The following is a 15,784-nucleotide window of genomic DNA, read 5'->3' as shown; positions in this document are numbered from 1 at the left end:
ATCACACTCTGGATCTGGCGCGAAATAAGAAAGAAAAGTTCAGTTCAGTAGGACCAGCTCAGGGTAAAGCCCGTCGTGACCGAATCGGTCTTGAATCCTTCAGGCTTATGAAGAGGCACACCGGCGTACAGATCCCAGTAAAACCCCTTGGCCCCTCCTCGCAGCCCAATCACGGAACCCGCTAAGTTGCGTCCCTGAAGCCAGCGTGTGGATGGCCCACCTACATGACCATAGTCGGCACCCAAGTACAGTTCCTGGCCGGCACCAACCGCTACACCGATTTCATTGCGCCAGACCCAACCGCGCTCACCCATGAGCATCAGCTCACCATCAAAGCCACGCACCGAGTAACGGCCGCCAATAGAGAAGCGATCCTGCGGGACCAGAGGCGTACGATTCCATTGCGCTCGCCAACTACTGATGTAGCGGGCGCGCTGAGTTCCCAGCGAGAACGGCGCCATCAACTGCACATCGGCAGTAATCAACTTCATCCGTGAGGTGCCTTCTCCGAAGGGCTCCTCAGGCGCACTTTTCGCTTTAAAGGCTCCCGTGCCACGGCGATAAGCCACACTCGCATCCAAGGTACTGTTACCCAAATACTCACGATGGGTCACCCCCAGCTCCCAGCCACCCGTGCGACGGTTCTGGACCTCGATTTCCACATCGTCAATAAAGTTACTCGAGCGACGTGTCCAGGCTCGGCCAAACAAGGCTGTTTTTCGTGTTGCGTCACGGTAAACCAAACGTGACAAGCGTAACTCTGCATTGTCACTGGTGCCGCTGTACACATAGCCTTGGTTGTAGCCCGCAATCGTTTGATGATATTTATAGCTACTGATGGTCGCGCCCAGCGTCCAGTAACCATAGGGCACACTGTAATGAAAGGTCTGTGCCCGGTTACCTTTGCCACGGCTGCTGAACAGGTCGTAGTTAAGGTTGACGTAAAACAAGTCGTTCAGCATCAACAGGTCATCCAGCGAGACGGTCACGCCCCCTTGCAGCTTGCCTGTTGACTTACTGCCAGAGTCATCTAAATGGGCCGATAAACGGATCGGCGGCGAGCGTTGCTGCCATGCGATTAATAGATCACTGTCGCCAGGCCGGGCATCGTCGCCTTCAGCGGGAACAATCTGAATATCTGCCTCTACGGTGGGAACACGCTTGAAATTCTCCAAAGCCTGTTCAATATCGCGCAAATTCAGTAAATCGCCCCGTCGGATAGGAACCGCGTTCCAGGCTGTCGCCTTCAAGGATGTTTCTTCGGTAAAACGTACGTCACGCACACGACCTGGAACCAGCGTTAAGGTCAGTTGGCCCGCACGCAAATCTTGTGCAGGCGCCAACACACGCGTTGTGACATAACCACGCGCGATAATCGCATTCTGAATACGGGCCATCACCACGTTGATCCCGTCCGTACCCAGGCAACGCCCCGTAGCGGGATCATGGGCCGGGTCGGCTGCCCTCAAGGCCCAGGTAAAACGCGGGGACTGGTCCCCCTCCAACCGTATTTGTGAAATAGGAAAGCAAGGACTTTCCTTATCAGGCAATTGCTCAGGAGCAGGGGTCTGCACAGGCGGCAAACGCACATCGGGCAAGGTTTCTTGCTGTTCACGCAGGATACGTTCCCGTTCCTGCTGCCGCAGCAATTCCTGCGCCATACCATTTTGTGTCTGCGCCAATGCAGGAATAAACGGTGCAAACAAAACCAACAAAGGCCACCTCTTGGGCCAAACCGTGCCCCTCATCACCTATATCCTTTTGCGTAAGCATCAATAGTTTTTTCTAATACCTATAAACTGGCGGGACTAATGATACCCAAGTAAACAAAGGGTGAGCACAGCAGTAATACTTTGTAGAACCATTTACGGATGCGGACAAGTTGTGTGGGTATAAGTCAGGGCGATTTGGCTCCTGAACGCTGCGGCAACGTCGCCAACAGCAAACCCGCCAAGGCCAGGATGAAGGCGTAAATATGCACGGTCGTAAAGCTCTCACCCAGCACCAGCACACCTACTGCTGCGGTGCCCAGGGGCATCAAGACCATAAACACCGCGGCTTGCGAAGCAGGTACGGAACGCACTCCCGTCATCCACAGCCAGACCGTCCAGACACTTGCAGCCAAGGAATAAAACACCAGCAAAGGCCAGATCCAGCCTGCCGGTGCCGTGAAATCGAAATCCCAGGCGGCGTATAAACCTAGGGGCGTAATCAGCACCAGGCTACACAGATTGATAATCGCGCTGATGCGCTTGGGACTAAGCACGGCGGTCAGGCGCTTGCCTATGACCGCATAAGCCGACTCGCACAGGACGGCACAAAAGATCAGCGCATTGCCCAGCCACATTTTTCCTGGGTCCAGTTGACCCACACCGTGATCATCCGCCTGTACCAAGGCCAATAAGGCAATCCCGCCCATCCCCAGGGCCAGTGACACCCAGGTGCGCGGCCCTATGCTTTCTTTCAGGAAGTACCAACTGAACAAAGCCACCATGCCGGGGATGGCAGACAAAATGACGCCTGCAGATACCGCACTGGTCATGCTGATGCCCGTCACCATGCACAGCGTGAACAGGAAATTGCCCAAAAAGGATTCCAGAAAAATCAGGCCACGGGTACGCAGGTCCAGCACGGGTTCAGTCGCTGGTTTACGTAGCCAGCGCAGCATGGCTATCCCGCCAATACCAAAGCGCAGCCAGGCCAACAGAAACACCGGCAGCGCCGCCACCAAAGGCCGTGTCAAGGCGATATAACTGCCCACCAAAGACATGGACAAGGCCAAACAGGCGTATGCCGCCAGACGTGATCCCGCTCTATTCACCCACCCTCTCCTAATACACACATTTGCAAGGCAACTAATCAAAATACCACGGCGGCCAAGGTCTACAATACGCCCGAGCTCGGCCTTCCAGGATAAAAAACATGGCCTGCCATGTTGTCCGTTTCGCTCACCACCGCCTGTACCCCTGACCTTACCCAGATCTGCCCGTACGGCCCCGTGTTGCCAGCGCTTTATCCCACCCCATCGGAAAGTCGCGTCGCCAGCCCTTAAGCAGGTCTGCGATGGACGGCCCTACACCCGGCCCGACCCATGCTGCTCCCCGTAACAGACTAATCCGCACCGCGCCGGCCCACCGGCCAGCCGTGCTCCTTGAAGGATATTTCATCATGCAGGCTATCGCCCGCCTGAGCCGTTTTGTTGGCAATACCTTTGCCATCTGGGTTCTACTGTTTGCCGTTCTGGCCTATTACTTTCCCGACCACTACCGCTGGTTAGGCGCTTATATTGTTCCACTTCTGGGCATCATCATGTTCGGTATGGGACTGACCTTGTCGCGCCAGGACTTTGCGGAGGTGTTTGTACGCCCTGGCCGTGTGGCTATTGGTGTATTGGGACAATTCATCATCATGCCCGGTCTGGCCTGGTTTCTGACCTACGCCTTTTCCCTGCCACCCGAATTGGCCATTGGCGTGATTCTGGTGGGCTGCTGCCCCGGTGGCACCTCGTCGAACGTGATGACTTTTCTGGCCCGTGGCGACCTGGCCCTGTCGGTTGCCATTACGTCGGTCACCACCTTGCTGGCTCCTATCGTCACCCCTGCCCTGATTTACTTCCTGGCCAGCCAATGGCTGGAAGTCAGCGCCTCGGCCATGTTCTGGTCCATTGTTCAGGTAGTGATTCTGCCAATTGCCCTGGGCATTATTGTGCAATCCCTGATGGGTGAAAAGATCAAAGCCGGTGTGGCGGCCCTGCCCCTGGTATCTGTGGTGGCCATTGTGGCTATCGTGGCTGCTGTGGTGGCAGGTAACCAGTCCAAGATTGCGACCAGCGGTTTGCTGGTGTTCTCCGTCGTGGTTCTGCACAACATGCTGGGCTACTTCCTGGGCTATATGCTGGCACGCCTGACCGGCATGCCTTTGGCACAGCGCAAGACGCTGGCCATTGAAGTGGGTATGCAAAACTCCGGCCTGGGCGTGGCTCTGGCCAGCGCCCACTTCTCGCCATTGGCCGCCGTGCCCAGCGCTATTTTCAGCGTCTGGCACAATATTTCCGGTCCTTTGGTCGCGACGATTTTCCGTCGCATGGGTGATGGCAAGTAAACACCTGCAGCCATGTGCAAGGACTTGAACCCAAAGTCCACAAAGTAAAAAGGGACGCTCTACCGGGCGTCCCTTTTTTTGCATCCAGCGTGTCGCAAGACACCCGCATCCGCTCACGCCTCAGCTTTTACGCGAAGACACATAAATCCCGCCTACGATCAGCAAGAAAGCCGCTCCGTGGTAAAGCTTGGGGGTATCGCCCAGAATAAAAACCGACATCAAGGCGGCAAATACGGGCATCAGATTGACGAAGAAACCGGCAGTGGCAGCGCCCACTCGCTGGACAGCCACCCCCCAGCATCGCAAAGCGATCAAGGCCGGACCAGTGCCCACGTACAAAATGGCCAGCAGCAATCCCCAGGACCAGTCGATATGCCAATCGGTAAATTGCCACTCCATGGCGGCAAAAGCACCCGACCAGATCAAACCGAAAAACACTTGTGCCATCACTACCGTGGCCCAGGTTTCCGCGATTGCACCCTCATGGCGGCGCGTACTGAGCATCCAGCTATAGATCGCCCAGGCGATAGTGGCAATCACCATGTACACATCACCCGGCACAAAACGGAAGGCCATCAACTCCTGCCAGTCCGCACGCGTCAGCACCAGCACCACACCCAGCAAGGACATCAAGCCCCCCACCAACTGACGCCCATTGACGGTAGATTTGAAGAACAGGCGTCCAATGACCAGCATCCAGAACGGCAAGCTGGCGTTGACCAAAGTCACGTTAATGGGGGACGAGCTTTGTAGTGCCAGGTATTGCAAAGCGTTATAGATCCCTATGCCCAGCAAACCCAGAATCGAGTAGCGCTTCCAGTTGGTCCACAAATTACTGCCGCGTCGCAGCACTTGCCGTCCTACAAAAAGCAGAATGGTGAAAGCTACCAGCCAACGGAAGAAATTCAGGGTAATGGGCGGAACCTGATCATGAATCAGGCGCCCCACAATAGCATTACTTGCCCACAAGATCGTGGGTAAAACCAGTAAAGCCGTCGTGCCAGGGGTCAGTTTCTGAGTGCTCACAAGCATGTCCTAAAAAACGGCAACGGCGCATGTGATCCCTCCTCAGGTCAACTCTGCGCCGTTACGATTGGCCTAGTATATAGGCAAGCATGCTCTGCCCTCTACGCCTTTACCTGCCTGCTTGTGACGATGAGAACTGGTCAATCTTTGACCAATCCATAAATATTATTTATAATCATACAATTGTCACGTCATGGCGCTGATTGAATTTTATTGGCCCATCCCATCCACGCTCGTCTGACTTTAGCAACATCAGATGCAGCTACCCAGGGTAAATCGACCTTGAAACACCCCCACTTTTGGGAATAAAGCTTGACCCGATCAAGCGCCCCAAGTGCATTACTTGGCACCACAACCAGCACCTTTAACCGCAAGGGCCTGTCCCCCGCGTCGTTATGCAGGTCTCTGTTCCTGGCAAGTATTCGTGTTTTTGCCCGTTTTTCAGGTAGGCAGACCTTGTCTGCCCCGGCTGGATCCCCCTATGAACGGCGGGCGTGTTTTCAATTTGATCCACCTGACCCTGTCTGGAACCAACCATTCCTGACAGACACAGATTCACCCCGATTTTTATGGGCCTAGTGCAAGGCTGGACTCCAGACACCGCTTGTCCGGTTTGTCGGTCTGCCTTGTTTCCAAGCCCGTCCCCGTCCCGCCCAGCAAGGCCAGACGGGAATTATTATTTTTAAAGGAGTCCCGATTTATGGCCAAAGAAGAGCTACTTGAAATGCAAGGTTCCGTCACCGAAATCCTGCCTGACTCGCGCTTTCGTGTCACCCTGGACAACGGTCACGCCGTTATCGCCTACACCGGCGGTAAAATGCGCAAGCACCACATCCGTATTCTGGCTGGCGACAGCGTCACCCTGGAAATGTCGCCCTACGACCTGAGCAAAGGTCGCATTATCTTCCGCCACCTGCCCAAGCGTATTGGCGCGCCGACCTCTGCCCCTCGTCGCACTCCCCACCGCCGTTAAGACATATCGCCACACCCCTGTCACAATTAGATGCAAAGATAGGCGCGCCTGACAGGGGTGCGACAAGAGCCATCAGCGCTCGGGCGCACCCCACATCTTGTGGGAGTCGCCTTGAAAAAACTACTGACGCTCAAAACTGGCTTCATCGCCTATTTTGCAATTCTGAGCCTGTTTCTAATCCTGATGCTGATTGCCCTGCAACATTTGAGCAGCAGCATCGAACAGCGCAAGCATCTGGAAGCCCAGCGCCATCAAACGACGGCGCTTAGCAAAGACTTCAAACGCATCAGCGAATTGCTCAGCCGTCAGGCCATCGCGTTTGTCTCCAGCGAGCAGATCGAATTTCAGGAAAACTTCCGCCACCTCCTGGCGGTGTTTACCGGTGTCCAGCCGGATCAGGACGGCGTCGCCCTGGCGATGCTGGACCGCTTCAGGGATCTGGAGCTGGAGCCGGCTGAACAGGACCTGCTGCGCTCTGCTTATGAACAGACCCTGGCACTCAGCCAGGTTCAGTCCGAAGCCATTCAAACCGCCAGCGGCCAGTTTGAAGATGGTAACGGCGCCATCCGCATTGCCCTGCCCAATGCCTTGATGGCCAAAGTGCTGGTGTTCAGCCAGCAATACATTCAAGCCTCCGCCCAGATCACCAACACACTGGATCAGTTCGAGCACCAGTTCAGCGGGCGCCTGGACAGTTCCCTGGATCTGGCTGGTCGTAGCAGCGACCGTGCGTTCAGCCTGGCATTAGCGGCACTGGCCCTGTTCTTCATGGCCAGCACCATTGCTCTACGCCTCTTGTATCGCTCCATCAAGCAGCCGCTGGATCAAGGGGCTAATCTGGCCAAGGAACTGGCCCAGGGCAAGCTCAATGCGCAGCTCAGCGTGCGTCGCCATGATGAGTTCGGGACCTTGCTTACAGCACTCAATGGCATCGGCCAGGGCGTACAAACCGTAGTGCATCAGATCCGCGAACAAACCGGCCTGATACGCGACGGCTCGCATGCGATTGTGCTGGGCAGTCAAAACCTGAGCGAGCAAATTCTGGATCAATCCGCCGAACTGAATCAGACCGTCAAGGCCATGAATCAACTGGCTGACACCGTGCGCCAGAACGCGGAGCAGGCCCAAACCGCCGATCATCTGGCGCAAGACACCTCCAGCCAGGTGGCCCGGGGCAATCAAGCTGTACACAGCCTGCTCGATACCATCGACGCAATTGCCGACAGCTCGAACAAAATGAGCGAGATCACCAAACTGATCCGCAACATTGCCTTCCAGACCAATATCCTGGCCCTGAATGCCGCGGTGGAAGCCGCCCGCGCCGGAGTCCATGGTCATGGCTTTGCGGTTGTTGCTGCCGAAGTGCGTAACCTGGCTTTGCGCTCCACCGATGCCTTGCAACAGATTTCCACCCTGATTTCCAGCTCAGTCGAACAAACCGAGCAAAGCTCGGCTGCCGCCCGAGGTATGGCGCAAGTCATGGCCAACACACAACACAAGGTCAATGAAATGCGCAGCATTGTGGCCGATATTGCCCAAGCCTCTCAGGAACAGGCGACGCATATCGACTACGTGAACCAGGTCATGACGCGCCTGGACCAGCAAGGCCAGTCCAACCGCCAACTGCTTGAACACAGCGCCCACACCGCTCAGGAGCAGCTGGAGCAAACCACTTTGCTGGCCCAGGTGGTGGCGCATTTCAGCCTGGATAGCGATCTTTCCGGGCCCGATGCTCCCGCCCTGCCCGCCGCCCCCAAGCAGCCTTCTTACCGATCCGTGCCCGCCTATCGCACAGCCACGTGCACAATGTCCGGTTCCTGAGCGGCCAATACGTGCCATAGACCTCCGATAAGGGTAAAATCGGAAGTTTGCCGCGCGCCGCCTTGCTGGCTGGCGTGGGTGGCACATCAAATATAGGAAAGCCGCTGAATCATGGAATCGGAACGACTTAATCAACTGGAAGCCCGCCTTGCCGATTATTCGGAGCGGGAAAATGCCTTACGGAGGTATCTTTGACTACGATGATAAAGCTCATCGTTTGCACGTAGTCAATGCCGAACTCGAGGACCCCAACGTCTGGAACGATCCTCAACACGCTCAGGATCTGGGCCGCGAAAAGAAAAGTCTGGAAAACGTGGTGCATGTGCTGGACGCCTTGCACACGGGTTTGAAAGATTCGCAGGACCTGTTTGAGCTTGCCGCGATGGACGATGACGATGCCACTATCGCCGCCATCGAAGAAGATTGTGCCGCCATGGCCAGCCGTATTGAAGAGCTGGAATTCCGCCGCATGTTCTCCAACCCTGCCGACCCGCTGAATTGCTTTATGGATATTCAGGCCGGTGCGGGTGGTACCGAAGCCCAGGACTGGGCCTCCATGCTGCTGCGCATGTATGTGCGTTATGCCGAACACAAGGGCTTCAAGGCTGAGATCCTGGAACAGTCTGACGGCGACGTGGCGGGTATCAAATCGGCCTCCATCAAGATTGAAGGCGATTACGCCTACGGGTTTCTGCGCACTGAAACCGGCGTGCACCGTCTGGTTCGCAAAAGTCCCTTTGACTCCTCCAACGGCCGCCACACGTCTTTCACCAGCGTGTTCGTCTACCCGGAAATCGACGACTCCTTTGAAGTCGAAATCAACCCGGCCGACTTGCGTATCGACACTTACCGCGCCAGTGGTGCCGGTGGTCAGCACATTAACAAAACCGACTCGGCCGTTCGTATTACGCACGAGCCCAGCGGCATTGTGGTGCAGTGTCAGAACGACCGCTCGCAGCACCGTAACCGTGCCGAAGCCATGCAAATGCTGAAGTCCCGCCTGTACGAGCTGGAAATGCGCAACCGCATGGCCGAGCAGCAGAAACTGGAAGACTCCAAGAGCGATGTGGGTTGGGGTCACCAGATCCGTTCCTACGTGCTGGACCAAAGCCGCATCAAGGACTTGCGTACCAACTACGAAAGCTCCAATACCCAGAAGATTCTGGATGGCGACCTGGATGCCTTTATTCAAGCCAGCCTGAAACAAGGTATTTAATATGCACACTTCCACGCTGACTGTTCTAAGCGGTGCCTCTCGCGGTCTGGGCTTGTCCCTGGCACGTCAGGCACTGGCCGCTGGCCATCAGTTGATCACTTTGGCCCGCAGCGAACTGCAACTGGATGCGCCCCAAGGGGCTCATCAACATCTGCAAGTGGATCTGGCCAGCGCGGAAGGCGCACAACAGGCTGCCAAGGCTCTGCAAGCCTTGATCAGCCAGACACAGGCTCAACGCTACGTCCTCATTAATAATGCGGGCACGGTTGATCCCGTTGGGCAGGCCAGCCACCTGCTCGATGCCCAGGCCATTACACAGGCGCTGCAATTGAATGTCGCCAGTGTCATGAGCCTGACCGCCGCCTTCTTGCAAGGCGCCCCCAAGGATGCCCAACGCCAGGTGCTCAATATATCCTCTGGTGCTGGCCGCAAACCCGTCTCGGGCTGGGCCGTGTACGGCTGCAGCAAGGCAGCGCTGGATTTTTATACGCAAACCCTGAAGCTGGAGAATCCCGAGCTGGCCGTTTGCTCTCTGGCCCCTGGCGTGGTCGATACCGATATGCAAGGCCATATCCGTAGCCAATCCCGCGACCAGTTCCCGAACCTGAGCCGCTTTATCGACCTGCATCAACAAGGTCAGCTAAGCAGCCCGGACGATACGGCCGAGCGCATTTTGCGCCACCTGAACAGCCCGGATTTTGGCCAGCACGTCCTGGATGACATCCGCCACTACGAATAAGTACTGACACAATGACTGAACCGCTAGACACTTCCGCACCCGTCGTAGACGAAAACCGCCTGATCGCCGAGCGTCGTTCCAAACTGGACCGCCTGCGCGAAAACGGCATCGCCTACCCCAACGATTTCCGCCCTGACGCCCACGCTGCCGAGCTGCACAGCCAGTACGGCGAGCAGGACAAGGATGCCCTGGCTGCAACCAATAAAGTCGTGAAAGTAGCTGGCCGCATGATGCTCAAGCGTGTCATGGGTAAAGCCAGTTTTGCCACACTGCAAGATGCTTCCGGCCGCATCCAGATCTACCTGGACAAAGCCGCACTGGGCGAAGAAAACTACGCGGAATTCAAGGGCTGGGATATCGGTGACATCCTGGCCGTGGAAGGCACAGTCTTCAAAACCAATAAGGGCGAGCTGTCCGTACATGCTTCCAGCGTGCGCCTGCTGGCCAAGTCCCTGCGCCCCCTGCCCGACAAATTCCACGGTCTGGCTGACCAGGAATTGAAGTACCGTCAGCGCTACGTAGACCTGATCATGGGTGAAGACACCCGTCAAACCTTCCTGGCCCGCAGCAAGGTCATGAGCAGCCTGCGCCAGCACATGGCCCAAGCCAACTTCCTGGAAGTGGAAACCCCCATGCTGCACCCCATTCCGGGTGGCGCATCGGCCAAACCCTTTGTGACCCACCACAATGCGCTGGACATGGAAATGTACCTGCGTATTGCTCCCGAGCTGTACCTGAAGCGTTTGATCGTGGGCGGTTTCGAGCGCGTGTTCGAGATCAACCGCAACTTCCGTAACGAAGGCGTCAGCCCTCGTCACAACCCCGAATTCACCATGATGGAGTTCTACGCAGCCTACACGGATTACCAGTGGCTGATGGACTTCACCGAAAACCTGATACGCGAAGCCGCGATCAGCGCCCGTGGTACCGCTACCCTGCAGTACCAGGAACGCGAACTGGATCTGAGCCTGCCTTTTGATCGCCTGACCATTACCGGCGCCATCATGAAGTACGCTCCTTCCTACCAGATCGAGCAACTGGAAGACATCCAGTTCTTGCGTACCGAACTGGCTCGCCTGAAAGTGGACGTGAACTCGCCGCCACTGCGTGATGCCGGCCTGGGTGCCTTGCAACTGGCTCTGTTTGAAGAAACTGCAGAATCCAAGCTGTGGCACCCTACCTTCATCGTGGACTACCCCGTGGAAGTGTCGCCACTGGCACGCGCTTCGGACACCCAGGAAGGCATTACCGAGCGCTTTGAGCTGTTCATTACTGGTCGCGAAATTGCCAATGGTTTCTCGGAGTTGAACGATCCTGAAGATCAAGCCGCACGTTTCCAGGCCCAGGTTCAGGCCAAGGACGCTGGCGACGAAGAAGCCATGTTCTACGACGCGGACTACATCCGTGCGTTGGAATACGGCATGCCCCCTACAGGCGGCTGCGGTATCGGTATCGACCGACTGGTCATGTTGCTGACCGATAGCCCTGCTATCCGTGACGTGATCCTGTTCCCGCACCTGCGTCGCGAGGACTAATCAGTCTCAAGACAGAAAAACGCGCGGTCTTGACCGCGCGTTTTTCTATGCATCCTCGCCCCCGCATACACATACGCAGATACGCAGATACGCAGATACGCAGATACGCAGATACGCAGATACGCAACTATTCTGCCCGGTCCCGGAACAAACTCCCACTCCAATCTCATCATTAGCCAGCCCTACACCTGTAAGGGCAGACTTCATTCGGGCTTGATGCCAGCAGTTGCCGCCACTTTACGAAACAAGGCAATATCACGCGCCACGATCTTATCTAGCGACTCAGCCGAACCAGGCGCGATCACAAAGCCCTGCTCCTCCAACGGCTCAGCAAATTCGCGCGAACGCAGTACAGCCGTAATATCGCGATTCAGCACTGCAAGCACCTCATCGGGCGTAGCACGTGGCACAAAGATGCCCTGCCAACTTTCGATCACGAAATCAGATACATCCAACTCATGAAAAGTGGGAACATCCGGCAAAACCTTCGAACGCTCCAGCGAGGTCACAGCCAGAGGGATAAGCTCACGCCTCTGAATGTTCTGGGTTGCTCCAGAGATATCAATAAGCGCGCCGTCAACGTGCCCGCCCAGTATGTCCAGAACAGCGGGGGCTCCTCCCGCGTAGGGGATGTTATTGGTTTGCGTACCCAAACGCTGATTAAGCATCTCGACAGCCAGATGATAAATACTGCCATAACCAATCGGCAGCGCTGCTGATACTTCGCCAGGCTGACGTTTAAGTAGTGCCACGTAGTCATCAAAGTGCTTAACGCCCAGACCGGGACGCACTACCAGCACCTGCGAATTAATAAGGGTGCGAGTCACCCCACGAACATCAGTCTCGCTATAGGGCAACTTGCGACCGAGAGCAGCGTTGATCGCAAGCTGATCTCCGCTAGACAGCAGAGTATGGCCCGTTGGCGCAGCACGAACCACCCGGTTGACACCAAGGCTGGTATGAGCGCCCGGCACATTATCCACAATCACTGTTTTTTGCCACAATTTGGCAAGATTTTGCGCTAGCATTCGCGCAATATGGTCAGCATTGCCGCCCGGATTCACCGGAACCACGATATGCACAGGTCCCGAAGGAAAGGTATTAGCCTGCTGCGCACGTGCCGGAGCCGTGCCAAACACAGCCCCCAGAGAGGAAGCAGGGACTCCAAGCCGGACGGCGATACCCACGCCGGTCGCTTTCAAGATCGCGCGTCGATTCAAGCCTACCTCCAATATCCACAGACTGCCCCATTGATCGGGCGACATTGTGTTGCGGTGCTTGCCAATCACGATCTGTAGTCTAGAGAGCCTCCATCCGCGAATCAAGCAGCCCTCGTCCCGGCCATTGCTAAAGCGGCTATCAGCGGCTTTAGCGCAGCCTGAAAACTTGCTCGGCGACACATCATACGGGAACAAAAAAGGACGCTCGAAAGCGTCCTCTTTTTATTGCGAATACAAGCTCATAGACTCATGGTGTTGCACCTGTGCTGCGAGTACGATTTGCAGGCAATTAATCCACTGGCAAACGCATCACCGCCTGTGCCCATTTATGAGCCACTTCAGGCGAAGAAAAACACGAAGCCTTGTCTGCCACCACACGCACCGCACGCTCCAGCAGCTGGATGTCAGCCTCATGCTGACGCGCAACGTGCGGGTCTTCAAAGAAAATGACGCGTTGACAACGATTTTCCAGCACCAGCTCGGCAATTTGCGCATCGCCACCCAAAGGACCACTCAGGTAAGACTGAATCCAGGGTGTGTCCTTGGGCCAGCCTTTAGACCAGGCCAGCTCATTCAACAAGCGGCTTGTCGTCCCGGTTCCCACGCGTTGACCAAAGCGAGACAGCAGATCAAAGTGCTTGTCGGCAAACTCAATCATCTTGTCCTTGAGTGCATCGTGCGCAATCATGGCCAAGGTTTGATTAGGGAAGTCAAAAATACGTTTGCAGCTGGAATCGGGCCACAAACCGCGGCTGACACGCTCCACTTCAATCCATTCAATTGCACCCATCAAGGTAGAAATGAAAGGACGGCCATGCGTGATGCATTGGCGCTTGAGCGCCAGTGCTTCCGGAAAAATGGAGGAAGGGTCTACCGGGTCAATCAGGTAAATGGCGCCATCAAAAGGCGGTGTACCATCCGGGCTTTGCGTGACCCGGGCCACCAGCTTCATCAAGCCGCCATCACGACCATAGGGATAGCGAACCAGGCCGCCATAGCCTTCCAGCAGGCCCGACCGCTCGATGGCATTACAGGTACGACCGACCGTGTAAAGCTCAACTTCCAATTCGCGAATACCGCTGGCTGAGCGCCGCAACCACTGAAACAAAGCCGCATCTGCCGAATCATGGTGCAATTGATTGGCCGCCAAACCGAAACGTAATGACATGAGTTCCTACACGGTAAACGATTCGCCACACCCGCAGGAGGCTTTCTCGTTTGGATTGATGAACTTGAAACCTTCATTGAGGCCATCACGGCCATAATCCAGACGCGTGCCGTCAATAAAGGGCAGGCTTTTAGGATCAACAAACAGTTTAACGCCGTGCTCTTCAAACAGTTGATCGCCTTCAACCGGCTCATCAACAAAATCCAGCTTGTAGGCCAGACCCGAGCAACCGGTCAGACGTACACCCAAACGTAGCCCCAAACCGCCCCCGCGTTTTTTCAAATGACGCTGGATATGTTCTGCGGCGGGCTGAGTAAGAGAAATAGACATAATCTTTTCCTTTCTATAAACCTGAAAGAATATTCAGCCTTCAGGCTTGGACAACTAAAACGCGCCTTTGTTCTGTACCGAGGCAATAGCGGCCTGAACCGCCTCCTGGGCCAACAAAGCACAATGCACTTTGACCGGCGGCAATTCCAGCGCTTGCTGCACATCTGTAGACGAGAACTGAGCTGCCTGCTCCAGACTGCGACCTTGCAGCCACTGTGTCGCAAACGAGGCGGAAGCGATGGTACAGCCACAGCCATAAGCCTGAAAACAGCTATCCTGAATCTGGCCCTGCTCCGATACCTTGAGCTGGATGCGAATCAAGGCCCCGGTTTCGTGACTTCCCGCTTCCCCTGTACCTACGTCAGCATCACTGCTGTTCATGACACCCACATGACGCGGGTGCAGGAAATGCTCCATGACAGCGTCACTATATATCATTGCGCGAACTGCTCCGAAGCAGGCTCGCTCCACAAGGGAGAGATGGCCCGCAATTGTTCAACCACACGACGGATGGCCGCAATCGTGTCATCAATATCCTGCTCGGTCGTGAAACGGCCCAGACTCAAGCGCAGGGAACTGTGCGCCAACTGATCACTACGACCCAGAGCCGTCAATACGTAGGACGGTTCCAGGCTGGCCGAGGTACAGGCCGAGCCACTGGACACTGCCAAATCTGTCAGAGCCATCATCAGAGCTTCGCCCTCGATGTGATCCACGCTGATGTTCAGGTTGTGGGGCACGCGCTGATCCAAGGTGCCATTCAGGAACAGATCAGGGATAGACTGCAGGCCGGCCCATAGACGATCTCGCAGCGCGGTGATGCGCTGATTGTCTAGGTCCATTTCCTGCGCAGCCAGTTCAAAAGCACGCCCCATGCCCACGATCTGATGAGTGGCCAGCGTACCGGAGCGAAACCCGCGTTCGTGGCCGCCACCGTGAATCTGCGCTTTCAGGCGCACCGCCGGTTTACGACGGATATACAAGGCACCGATTCCTTTGGGACCGTAAGTCTTGTGGGCAGACATGGACATCAAATCCACCGGCCACTCCTGCAGATTGATCGCCACCTTGCCGGTGGCCTGGGCGGCGTCCACATGGAACAGCACCTTGTGCTCCCGGCACATTGCCCCCAGGGCCTGCACATCTTGAATCACGCCAATTTCGTTATTCACCAACATGACCGAGGCCAGGATGGTGTCGGGGCGAATGGCTTGTTCAAACGCCTGAGGATCAATCAGACCACTGGGCAGGACATCCAGAAAGGTGACTTCAAACCCTTCGTCCTGCAAGGCCAGACAGGTATCCAGCACGGCCTTGTGTTCCGTACGGACGGTAATAATATGGCGGCCCTTGGACTGATAAAACTGCGCGGCACCTTTTAACGCCAGATTGATGGCTTCGGTAGCACCGGAGGTCCAGACAATTTCACGCGGCTCTGCCCCTACCAAAGCGGCAACCTGACGGCGCGCCTGGTCTACGGCCTCCTCCGCATCCCACCCATAGGGATGGCTGCTGGAGGCCGGATTGCCAAATCGTTCCGTCAACCAGGGAATCATGCTGTCGGCCACACGCGGGTCTACCGGTGTAGTGGCGGCATAATCCATATAGATACGCTGAGCGCGACTCATACAAAACTCCGGGTCAGTAGCGGATCT

The 15,784-nt window shown here is 56.1% G+C and carries 14 protein-coding genes; 6 read left to right on the top strand and 8 right to left on the bottom strand.

The window, feature by feature from the left end; translation table 11 throughout:
• Positions 1 to 44: 44 nt before the first annotated feature.
• Together ACFPDR_RS15720 and ACFPDR_RS15715 are read right to left on the bottom strand one after the other, a co-directional pair.
• Complete coding sequence (locus ACFPDR_RS15720; RefSeq protein ID WP_060185971.1) at positions 45 to 1,748, bottom strand: ShlB/FhaC/HecB family hemolysin secretion/activation protein; 1,704 nt, start codon at positions 1,746 to 1,748, stop codon at positions 45 to 47.
• A 149-nt stretch (positions 1,749 to 1,897) separates the two neighbouring features.
• Complete coding sequence (locus ACFPDR_RS15715; RefSeq protein WP_060185972.1) at positions 1,898 to 2,821, bottom strand: DMT family transporter; 924 nt, start codon at positions 2,819 to 2,821, stop codon at positions 1,898 to 1,900.
• Positions 2,822 to 3,168: 347 nt separating this feature from the next.
• Between ACFPDR_RS15715 and ACFPDR_RS15710 the strand changes: the two genes are divergently transcribed.
• Entirely contained in the window at positions 3,169 to 4,101 is a 933-nt protein-coding gene (locus ACFPDR_RS15710; RefSeq protein ID WP_376911427.1) for a bile acid:sodium symporter family protein, read from the top strand.
• A 120-nt stretch (positions 4,102 to 4,221) separates the two neighbouring features.
• On the opposite strand, the gene ACFPDR_RS15705 is transcribed toward ACFPDR_RS15710, so the two are convergent.
• Positions 4,222 to 5,133 carry a DMT family transporter gene (locus tag ACFPDR_RS15705; protein ID WP_021446707.1) on the bottom strand — a complete coding sequence of 304 codons (912 nt, stop codon included), beginning with the start codon at positions 5,131 to 5,133 and terminating at the stop codon, positions 4,222 to 4,224.
• Between the two features lie 694 nt (positions 5,134 to 5,827).
• Here ACFPDR_RS15705 and infA point away from each other — a divergent pair.
• The 5 genes from infA to lysS all read left to right on the top strand — a co-directional run bounded on the left by infA (position 5,828) and on the right by lysS (position 11,411).
• Positions 5,828 to 6,100, top strand: coding sequence for a translation initiation factor IF-1 (gene infA / locus ACFPDR_RS15700; RefSeq protein ID WP_009458008.1), 273 nt, complete (start codon positions 5,828 to 5,830; stop codon positions 6,098 to 6,100).
• Between the two features lie 111 nt (positions 6,101 to 6,211).
• Positions 6,212 to 7,921 carry a methyl-accepting chemotaxis protein gene (locus ACFPDR_RS15695; protein WP_376911425.1) on the top strand — a complete coding sequence of 570 codons (1,710 nt, stop codon included), beginning with the start codon at positions 6,212 to 6,214 and terminating at the stop codon, positions 7,919 to 7,921.
• Positions 7,922 to 8,032: 111 nt separating this feature from the next.
• A protein-coding gene (prfB, locus tag ACFPDR_RS15690; RefSeq protein WP_115635138.1) for a peptide chain release factor 2 occupies positions 8,033 to 9,137 on the top strand; the annotation gives its coding sequence in 2 pieces (ribosomal slippage) (positions 8,033 to 8,113 and positions 8,115 to 9,137; 1,104 coding nt in all).
• A gap of 1 nt (position 9,138) precedes the next feature.
• Entirely contained in the window at positions 9,139 to 9,876 is a 738-nt protein-coding gene (locus ACFPDR_RS15685) for an SDR family NAD(P)-dependent oxidoreductase (protein WP_026482834.1), read from the top strand.
• Between the two features lie 11 nt (positions 9,877 to 9,887).
• Positions 9,888 to 11,411, top strand: a complete 1,524-nt coding sequence (lysS, locus tag ACFPDR_RS15680; protein WP_035268111.1) for a lysine--tRNA ligase — start codon at positions 9,888 to 9,890, stop codon at positions 11,409 to 11,411.
• Between the two features lie 203 nt (positions 11,412 to 11,614).
• Here lysS and ACFPDR_RS15675 read toward each other — a convergent pair whose 3' ends face one another.
• The 5 genes from ACFPDR_RS15675 to ACFPDR_RS15655 form a co-directional block, all read right to left on the bottom strand.
• Positions 11,615 to 12,631: a Bug family tripartite tricarboxylate transporter substrate binding protein gene (locus tag ACFPDR_RS15675; RefSeq protein WP_376911422.1), complete on the bottom strand. Its 1,017-nt coding sequence runs from the start codon at positions 12,629 to 12,631 to the stop codon at positions 11,615 to 11,617.
• A 289-nt stretch (positions 12,632 to 12,920) separates the two neighbouring features.
• Complete coding sequence (locus ACFPDR_RS15670) at positions 12,921 to 13,799, bottom strand: methylglyoxal synthase (protein ID WP_026482837.1); 879 nt, start codon at positions 13,797 to 13,799, stop codon at positions 12,921 to 12,923.
• Positions 13,800 to 13,805: 6 nt separating this feature from the next.
• On the bottom strand, positions 13,806 to 14,129 hold the full coding sequence (locus ACFPDR_RS15665; RefSeq protein WP_003801383.1) for a HesB/IscA family protein: 324 nt from the start codon (positions 14,127 to 14,129) through the stop codon (positions 13,806 to 13,808).
• A 54-nt stretch (positions 14,130 to 14,183) separates the two neighbouring features.
• The gene (locus ACFPDR_RS15660; protein ID WP_371477273.1) at positions 14,184 to 14,567 is read right to left on the bottom strand and encodes an iron-sulfur cluster assembly scaffold protein; all 384 of its coding nucleotides are present in this window, start codon (positions 14,565 to 14,567) and stop codon (positions 14,184 to 14,186) included.
• Entirely contained in the window at positions 14,564 to 15,757 is a 1,194-nt protein-coding gene (locus tag ACFPDR_RS15655; RefSeq protein ID WP_035268115.1) for an IscS subfamily cysteine desulfurase, read from the bottom strand. The genes ACFPDR_RS15660 and ACFPDR_RS15655 overlap by 4 nt, the downstream gene beginning before the upstream one ends.
• Positions 15,758 to 15,784 lie beyond the last annotated feature (27 nt).

The organism is Alcaligenes sp. GCM10023179, from assembly GCF_042653705.1.
Classification (GTDB): domain Bacteria; phylum Pseudomonadota; class Gammaproteobacteria; order Burkholderiales; family Burkholderiaceae_B; genus Alcaligenes; species Alcaligenes phenolicus.
This window is presented reverse-complemented; position numbering and strand designations above follow the sequence as displayed.